6 protein-coding genes and 2 rRNA genes are annotated in these 9,142 nt (G+C 43.7%); 5 read left to right on the top strand and 3 right to left on the bottom strand.

The features are described from left to right. From GTQ48_RS12925 to GTQ48_RS12915, 3 genes are all read left to right on the top strand, one after another. A 23S ribosomal RNA gene (locus tag GTQ48_RS12925) occupies positions 1–116 on the top strand; the annotation flags it as partial. Positions 117–255: 139 nt separating this feature from the next. Then, positions 256–371, top strand: a 5S ribosomal RNA gene (gene rrf, locus GTQ48_RS12920). Positions 372–775: 404 nt separating this feature from the next. Continuing rightward, complete coding sequence (locus tag GTQ48_RS12915) at positions 776–1,309, top strand: PH domain-containing protein (protein WP_163107039.1); 534 nt, start codon at positions 776–778, stop codon at positions 1,307–1,309. A gap of 141 nt (positions 1,310–1,450) precedes the next feature. Here GTQ48_RS12915 and gpmA read toward each other — a convergent pair whose 3' ends face one another. Both gpmA and GTQ48_RS12905 read right to left on the bottom strand, forming a co-directional pair. Beyond that, complete coding sequence (gene gpmA / locus GTQ48_RS12910) at positions 1,451–2,197, bottom strand: 2,3-diphosphoglycerate-dependent phosphoglycerate mutase (RefSeq protein ID WP_163107038.1); 747 nt, start codon at positions 2,195–2,197, stop codon at positions 1,451–1,453. Between the two features lie 182 nt (positions 2,198–2,379). After that, on the bottom strand, positions 2,380–2,838 hold the full coding sequence (locus tag GTQ48_RS12905) for a cupin domain-containing protein (protein WP_163107037.1): 459 nt from the start codon (positions 2,836–2,838) through the stop codon (positions 2,380–2,382). Positions 2,839–3,165: 327 nt separating this feature from the next. Between GTQ48_RS12905 and acnA the strand changes: the two genes are divergently transcribed. After that, the gene (gene acnA, locus GTQ48_RS12900) at positions 3,166–5,883 is read left to right on the top strand and encodes an aconitate hydratase AcnA (RefSeq protein WP_163107036.1); all 2,718 of its coding nucleotides are present in this window, start codon (positions 3,166–3,168) and stop codon (positions 5,881–5,883) included. A gap of 120 nt (positions 5,884–6,003) precedes the next feature. Here acnA and GTQ48_RS12895 read toward each other — a convergent pair whose 3' ends face one another. Then, positions 6,004–8,220 (bottom strand): GspE/PulE family protein, encoded by a 2,217-nt coding sequence (locus tag GTQ48_RS12895; RefSeq protein ID WP_163107035.1) that lies wholly within the window; start codon positions 8,218–8,220, stop codon positions 6,004–6,006. A gap of 610 nt (positions 8,221–8,830) precedes the next feature. On the opposite strand from GTQ48_RS12895, the gene rpsJ reads away from it, so the two are divergent. After that, positions 8,831–9,142, top strand: coding sequence for a 30S ribosomal protein S10 (rpsJ, locus tag GTQ48_RS12890; protein WP_006012796.1), 312 nt, complete (start codon positions 8,831–8,833; stop codon positions 9,140–9,142).

Genomic DNA, 9,142 nt, shown 5'->3' with positions numbered 1-9,142 from the left:
CCCTGAACTTTAAGTTCTGGAAGGGTTGTTATAGACGATGACGTTGATAGGCAGGGTGTGGAAGCGTTGTAAGGCGTTAAGCTAACCTGTACTAATTGCCCGAGAGGCTTAACCATACAACACCCAAGAAGCTTTAGGCTGGTGTGTTGTAAAATGACAAGCACAAAACGAATAAAGCAAGTAGAGTGAAAAGTAAATACTCACTACTCTTTGATTGCATTGATATCAGATTTCCTTGATTGTTAACCAGTTTTTCCTGGCAGCCATAGCGATACGGCACCACCTGACTCCATTTCGAACTCAGAAGTGAAACGTATTAGCGCCGATGGTAGTGTGGGGCTTCCCCATGTGAGAGTAGGACACTGCCAGGTCCCATTAAGAAAAACCCGCCTAACGGCGGGTTTTTTGCTTTCTGCCCCCCAAAATAATGGGGGTCAGGTCCACGTTAATCCTCAATTGCATTCACTACATCCAACCTAACCAACATAAAACAGGGTCAGAACCCAATAAATTGTTATTTATAGCGTTGAAGCCTGGCTATCGAACTCAAAAATAAATGGGGTCAGAACAGCATTTATCCCCAATCTAAACAAACAAGATCAAATTCAACGCTTATAAAAGAGAACAGAACCCTACGTTGTTATCTAAGGGCTCAAACTAGAATAGCCAATAGAAAATGTGGACCTGATCCCCTTTATTATTTATGTGGTTCTGACCCCATTTATTCTCTATCATCGAGTACCATTATTTTTAAATTATGAAAAGGGACTAACTGATGTCAGAGAAAGTAATTTTAGAGGCGACGTTTAATCCATCGGTAAAAACTTACTGGTTGGTCAGTCTATTATTATTTTCGACACTAATCGTAATAGGTATTCCTTTTCTTATAATCTCCATTCCATTGTTCTATTTTATTAGCGGCAGAACACTCGCCGCTATGTCAGCCACTATTACTGAGCGTAAGCTGGTTGTAAAAAGAGGGATTCTAAATAAGGAAGAGAAGTCGATACCTTTGGAAAAAATTACTGATGTGGCGATGGTTCAAGGGCCTCTAATGAGATTGTTTAATCTGTATCGATTATCGTTTGAAACTGCAGGTCAATCCGCGCAGGGCGCGTTAGTTTCGCTCATCGGTATAAATGATGCCGCTAACTTCAGAGAAACAATTCTAACCCAAAAAGACCAGATTGCATCTGGTATGAAATCTACGTCAAACTCAACTGACAACGATCAAACCGAAATGTCGCTACTTATTGATAGTGTCAAGCGGATCGAAGTACTTTTAGAGAAGTTGGTTAGCGCTAAATAAATTATCGCTTGGCATGGGTAATAGATATTTGCGTCCATAGCGCATTGATAAAAAAAGCCAGCTGACTGCTGGCTTTTGTAATTGAGTATTCTATAGGCTCTCTAGCCTTACGCTACAGGGCCTAGACTATTTCGCCTTATGCTATTTCGCTTTACCTTGTTTTGCAACAGCATCCATCATTGCTTTGATAGCTTCTGGATCGCCAAGGTACTCTTTTGAAATAGGCTTTAGGTTTTCATCTAGTTCGTAAACTAAAGGAACGCCTGTAGGGATATTAAGTCCTAGTACTTCTTCATCAGACATACCGTCTAAGTATTTCACCAAAGCACGCAAACTATTGCCGTGCGCTGCAATGATCACACGTTTGCCATCTTGAATTTGAGGGCGAATAACGTCATGCCAATAGGGAAGCACACGTTCTATTGTTAATTTTAGACTTTCACCGCGCGGTAATATTTCAGCATCTACATTGTTGTAGCGGCGATCATGACCAGGGAAATGTTCACTGTCAGTTTCTACTGCCGGCGGTGGAATATCAAAACTACGACGCCATACCTTCACTTGCTCTTCGCCATGCTTAGCAGCAGTTTCTGCTTTGTCTAAACCTGTAAGCGCACCATAATGACGTTCGTTTAAACGCCAGTGACGCTCAACAGGTAGGTAGTGTTGGCCCATCTCTTCAAGTGCGATATTCAGTGTTTTGATTGCGCGAAGCAATACAGACGTGTAGGCCTGATCGAATTCGAATCCTGCTTCCTTAAGCATCTGACCAGCGGTTGTTGCTTGCGCAATACCAGTATCGGTCAATTCAACGTCATGCCACCCAGTGAAACGATTTTCTAAGTTCCACTGACTCTCTCCGTGACGAATAAGTACCAATTTATACATAGTTGGGCTACCTGCGGGGGTTGAGTAAAATTGCCTAACAGCCTATAAAATTTAGACGTGCAGACGTATATTCATGATTTGTTTAATATCATCCTTGATTGGCGATAAAAAATCCAGCGCCAACCCCTATAAAATCTGAGGTAAGACCAAACTAAAATACAGAAGGGGTGCGCATGTGGGCCTTATATAAATTTGCTCATACTCGGGTGATAGGTGTCTAACCAGAGCGTAGTTGACGGGTCGTCGATAAAGCTAAAATCCTCAAAATCAAACCCCGGCGCTACTGTACATCCCACTAAGCTATAATCTCCAGTACTGAACGCCGCTTGATAATTGCCAGCAGGCACAATATCGACATAACCCGCCTCTTGGCTACCTATTGTTTTTTGCGTAAGCGTTGTATCGTGTAATTGAATTAATTGTAAGGGGGCACCTTCATAATGATTCCACACCTCATCATGAAGCACGCGATGAAAGCGGCTCATTTCGCCTTTCAGTAAAAGAAAGTAAATATGGGTGAGCGCAGATCGGGGTTGTCCATGTGAATGAGACATAGTTGTATTTGCTGATTTATAGACTTGTTTGAAATATCCGCCTTCTGGATGTGGCGCTAAATCATATTTTTGAATAAGTGGGTGCATGTGCTTTATTCTTTTTGTCAGTAGATTGGTATACGTTTGGTAACTTCAATTCTATACCTATGACACAAGAACAATAAAAAGAGAAGCTCGGCAACACAGCAGACTCTTACTTGGTAACCTACAATGATAAATATAAGGTAATAGTACGCTAACTAAATAGATGAGATGAAAAATACGACCTTACATGAACTTTTTTTCATGTCTAATGCGTATAAGAATTAGCAGCTGAACGTTTAGGTGTACACGCTGCACTCTAGGTCTTTCCTAAAGTCTTCTCGTTCAGCGAACATTATAGAATTCGAACAGGCAAATAAGGATAGTGACCATATGACCTATAAGTCTTTTTCAGACCTTGAAGTAAAGGGTAAAACTTTCAAGGCTATCAATCTCGACAGCATCAATGAAAAGTACGCACTCGATCGCCTTCCCTTTTGCATCAAGGTACTTTTAGAAAATCTGGTTCGCCATGAAGACAAGGAATTTGTCTCCAGCGAAGATATTGAACATGTTGCTAAGTGGGATACATCAAACAACGAAGAACTCGAAGTTTCCTTCGTCCCTGCACGGGTTATTCTGCAAGACTTTACTGGTGTTCCGGCTATTGTCGACTTAGCGGCTATGCGCGATGCGGTAGACCGTCTTGGCGGTGACGCTCAAGCTATTAATCCATTAAACCCGGTAGAACTCGTCATAGACCACTCCGTAATGGTCGACCATTTTGCAGAAGAAAATGCACTACAAAAAAACACTGATATAGAGATTGAAAGAAACCGCGAACGTTATCAGTTCCTTAAGTGGGGACAGTCTAGTTTCGACAATTTCAAAGTGGTTCCTCCAGGTCGTGGTATCGTCCACCAAGTTAACCTTGAATACCTAGCGCGTTGTGCGTTCACTAAAGAAACGGATGAAGGCACCTTTGTTTATCCAGATACCTTAGTCGGTACAGATTCTCACACCACAATGATTAATGGTTTAGGGGTACTCGGTTGGGGTGTGGGCGGTATCGAAGCTGAAGCCGCCATGCTGGGTCAGCCTGTAACCATGCTATTGCCTAATGTAGTAGGCTTTAAATTAGAGGGTAAGCTTCCTGCCGGAGTGACCGCGACAGATATGGTACTTACCATCACTCAACAGCTTAGAGCGCACGGTGTAGTGGGTAAATTTGTTGAGTTCTTTGGGCCAGGCTTGAAGCATCTTACAACAGCCGATCGAGCCACTATTGCCAATATGGCACCAGAATACGGCGCTACGTGCGGAATTTTCCCCATTGACGATGTAGCTCTCGATTATCTTCGCTTAACTGGCCGAGATGAAGCGCAAATTGAGCTTGTTGAGAAATATGCGAAGTACAGTTCGCTATGGCATGACGACCATTCAAAAGACGCCGAATATCACGAAACACTTGAGCTGAACTTAAACGACGTGGTTCCTTCTATTGCCGGGCCTAAACGTCCGCAAGATAAAATTGCGCTCGATAAAGCGGCTGAAGCATTTAACGAATGGCATCGCTCACAAATTGATGTGAAGGTACTTGATGAAGAAACAGAGTTTGTGGCCGAGGGCGGACTAGTCGGCGGCAGCGATGTTGACGAAGAACATGATTCCTATGTGAATTTCAGAGATAGCAAATTCAATTTAGAAGATGGGGCAATTGTGATTGCGGCAATCACGAGTTGCACAAACACCTCTAACCCCTCTGTACTTGTGGCCGCAGGATTATTAGCACAAAAAGCAGCAGAGAAAGGGTTAACCAGTAAACCATGGGTAAAAACCTCTCTTGCACCAGGTTCGCAAGTTGTAACCCAGTACTTGGAAGATGCCAATTTGATGGCGCCGTTAGAAGCGCTTGGTTTTAACTTGGTAGGATATGGGTGTACAACATGTATTGGTAACTCAGGGCCGCTACCCGACCCTATTACCGATGCCATAAGAAAAGCCAAGCTCACTGTTACCTCTGTACTGTCGGGCAACCGAAACTTCGAAGGACGTATTCACCCCGATGTTGCTGCAAACTATTTAGCATCACCGCCGCTTGTCGTGGCTTATGCATTAGCCGGCAACATGAACGCGGATATTACCAAGGAGCCTTTAGGTAAGTCTAAAGATGGCGAGCCTGTATATCTCAAAGATATATGGCCTTCAGAAGAAGAAATTCAAAAGTACATTACTGAAAACGTAACCGGTGCACTCTTTAAAGAAAAGTATGCCGATGTGTTTAAGGGCAACGGTGAGTGGAACGAGCTTAGTGTTAGTGAAACGTCAGTCTACGATTGGCCTGATTCAACGTACATCAAACATCCTCCGTTCTTCGAAGTGATGGAGAAAGAGCCGGCCGCGCTTCAATCTATCGAAAATGCACGGTGTTTGGTAAAAGTGGGCGATTCAATCACCACTGATCACATTTCACCGGCGGGAGCCATTGCGCCAGATAGCCCTGCAGGTGAATATCTTCAAGCTCAGGGCGTTGATCCAAAAGACTTCAACTCTTATGGCTCACGTAGGGGTAACCATGAAGTCATGATGCGAGGTACTTTTGCTAATGTACGTTTGCAAAACCAATTAGCACCGGGCACGAAAGGAAGCGCTACAACCCATTACCCAAGCGGCGATAGCATGTCTATATTTCATGCTGCTATGCGCTACAAAGACGATAGCGTACCAGCTGTAGTAATCGGCGGAAAAGAATATGGTACCGGCTCAAGCAGAGACTGGGCTGCCAAAGGGCCCTCGCTAATGGGTGTGAAGGCTGTGCTAGCAGAAAGTTATGAGCGTATTCACCGTTCAAACTTGATTGGCATGGGAATACTACCGCTGCAGTTTAAAGAAGGCGACTCTGCATCTTCTTTAGACATAAAAGGCAATGAATCTTTCTCAATTGCTCCTGTAGAGCGAGGCCAGAAAGAGGTTAGCGTAACAATGGAAACCGATGACGGAGAGTCGAAAGTATTTAGCATGGACATTAGAATAGATACGTCTAATGAGTTTACTTACTTTGAGAATGGCGGGATCCTACATTACGTCATCCGTGAATATCTCCGTAAATAAAGAGATGCTTCGATAAGGCCTTAATACAAAAATGGGCCTTGTCGATATAAGCGTTCACAAAGAGTAAGGCCTTCGTTATTACGAAGGCCTTTTTTATTCGCTTTATATTAGCCTTTTTGACTAATCTCCACTCACAATTTGCACTTGTGCTAAATCAGTATCGCCTTTAAGTACTTTAAAAATGGCGTCTTGTACCAGAGTACGCATGCCATCGTCTGTGGCTTGCTTTTTCATCTGCGCCACACTTGACTCTTTGTATACTAGCGAGCGAAGTTCGGGTGTCATACCAAGTAATTCATGAACACCCGTTCTGCCTTTATAACCCGTGTTACCACATTCTGAGCAACCTTTTGCTTTATAAAGCTCTGGAACTCCAGAGAGGTTGAGCTCATGCATTTGGTCTTTACCATACTGGCGCTCAATAAACGCCATATCGGTATCTGATGCTACGTATTTTTCTTTACACTTCCCGCACAGCGTTCGGATAAGGCGCTGGGCAAGTATACCTACACAGGCATCTGAAAAGTTAACCGGGTCTAACCCTAAATCGAGCAAGCGAGTAATCGTTTCCGGCGCCGAGTTTGTATGCAGTGTAGATAATACCAAGTGACCTGTCAGTGACGCTTCAATACCTGCATGAGCCGTTTCTTTGTCTCGCATCTCACCGATAAGAATAATATCTGGATCAGCACGTAAGAACGCGCGCAATGCATTGGCAAAGGTGAAACCAATTTTGGGGCTTACTTGAACTTGCTGTAAACCAGGCTGTGTAATTTCCACCGGATCTTCAGCAGTCCATATTTTTTTCTCAGGGGTGTTTAAGTACCCAAGAATGGCATGCAGTGTGGTTGTTTTACCTGAACCTGTGGGCCCTACGACAAGAAGAATGCCGTGAGGCTTTTTAATCATATCTTCAAGGCGGGCGCGATTATTGGGCGCCAAATTCATTTTGTCTATTGGCATAGCGCCGCCCGAGGCCAATATCCGCATTACTACGCCTTCACCTGCAACAGTAGGAATAGTTGCCACACGAACTTCAACAAGCTGGCCGTTCATTCTAAAGGCTAGCTTACCGTCTTGAGGAACGCGTTTTTCAGCTATGTTCAAATTCGACATTATTTTAATACGGGCTATTACCGCGTTATGGTGAGAGTGGGGCACTTGGTTCATGTCTCGACACACACCGTCTACGCGCATACGTACGCGGGTTGGGGCATTCTTTTCAGGGTCGATGTGAATATCTGACGCATTGAGTCGCTTCGCATCATGTAACACACGGCTTACCAAACGAACAACCGCCGGGGCGTCATCTGAAAGCTCATCAAATTGGTCTTCTTTTTCATCACTAGACATACCGATTTCATCTAGGATATCACTCATTTCACCGGGGCCGCCGCCACCGCTGTTCTCACCAAGGTATTGCAGTATTAAACTTGGTAGGCTAACCGCAATTTCATAGCTCTCTATACCCATTGCAGTCTCAATTTCCATGAGAAGCGCTGCATTATTGGGTTCTGCCATTAATACAATGGGCTTATCGTGTGCATCAGCAATAACCGCAACATAGTTGCGTTTTAGATACGACACATTGAGTTTACTTTCATTTTCAAAGCGATGATATTTGTCGGGTAAGTAAGGAATAAAGGGCACTTGGTAATGAATAGAGAGAGAGTTACCAATTTCTTCCTCGGGAATACGATGTTCCGAAATAAGCCGTTGCACAAACGCTCGAATATCTGGCGTCGATAAATTAAGCTCTTCTAATGTGTGCTCATCTAACAGGCTTTTGTGCACAAGTAAGTCGAATGGGTTATTCGTTCCACCTAGCTCGAAGCGAAATTTGTCCCCTAGTATAAGTGCAAGTGCGTTACCCAATTTGAGATCATCTTGAGAAAAGGCACTGTCGGTCTTGTTGATGATTTGAATAACACCCATCAACACCCCTGCATTCATTATAGGAACACACAGAATATTTTGGGTTTTGAAGTCGTTGTCTTTGTCGAACTTGCCTTCAAAGCGTAACCTTGGATGAATACTTTGAAGCATTGTCGCGTTGTAGGGGTCGTCAATCACAACCGGTTTTTGCGACAGCGCAACGTACCCGGCTATCGACATCGCATTGATGGGTACCTTAATCTCCAGCGTTTCTTTACCCGTCTTAAATCTTGCGACAAGATCTTGATGCTGACGGCGACGCTGGAAAATACTCATCCGCTGAGCGCCAAACAACTCTAGAATAATTGGTTCGAGCAAACCATAGGCATCGAGTAACGTAGAGTGATTGTGTAAAATACGCTTGATTTGCGAAAACGTTTGTTGATTATTAACTACTTCCATATTCTCACTACTTAACGGTGTGAAACCTTGTGCTTCATCCCTTTCTTACGAAAATGTCTGCACGTTGCTATCATGCGGCGAACACGCTGCTAAATAGCTACTATATACCTACAATAACGGTAACGATATAGGTTTACATAAACTGGAGCAACAATGGAAGTGTAATAAGCGCTAGGCTACCCGTTTCAGCCCGAGGGCATTGCAATGCGCTAGGTTACAGGTAGCTTCGCTAGATGGTCTGTACAAAATCGCTTGATTTAACTCGAACGTGCCAATTTGAGTGTACTAATTCGATTGTGTCAGAGTAAATTCATTTTTCTGTCATATATACGGTACAAAAAGCAAACTAGTAGTTGCATTGGTGGCTAGCATCTGTATAATTCGCGCCCACTGTCCTATTAGGGCAATGAGTTTTTAGCCGCAACCACACTGCTTTTAGGGTGGCTGCCGACGTAAGAGATTTGTCTTTACCGACCAAGCTATTACAAGCGTGCTAGAAATAAGAACAGGGTTCCAATTGGGAACCATCGGTTTACGCACATCCTTTCTCTCTGAACGAAATAGAGAAGAAGGGGTGAATTTTTTTGTTCTTTCGATTGGAGCTTAATCGATGCCAAATCAAAGAATTCGTATTCGTTTGAAAGCGTTTGATCACAAGTTGATCGATCAGTCTACGGCTGAAATCGTTGAAACGGCGAAACGTACTGGTGCTCAGGTCAGCGGTCCTATTCCACTGCCTACTCGCAAAGAACGCTATACGGTATTGACATCTCCTCACGTAAATAAAGATGCACGTGACCAATATGAGATTCGTACTCACAAGCGTTTGGTAGACATCATCGAACCAACTGATAAAACAGTTGACGCGTTGATGCGTTTGGACTTGGCTGCTGGTGTTGATGTTCAAATCAGCCTGGGCTAA

It is taken from the genome of Alteromonas genovensis, from assembly GCF_010500895.1.
Lineage (GTDB): Bacteria > Pseudomonadota > Gammaproteobacteria > Enterobacterales > Alteromonadaceae > Alteromonas > Alteromonas genovensis.
This window is presented reverse-complemented; position numbering and strand designations above follow the sequence as displayed.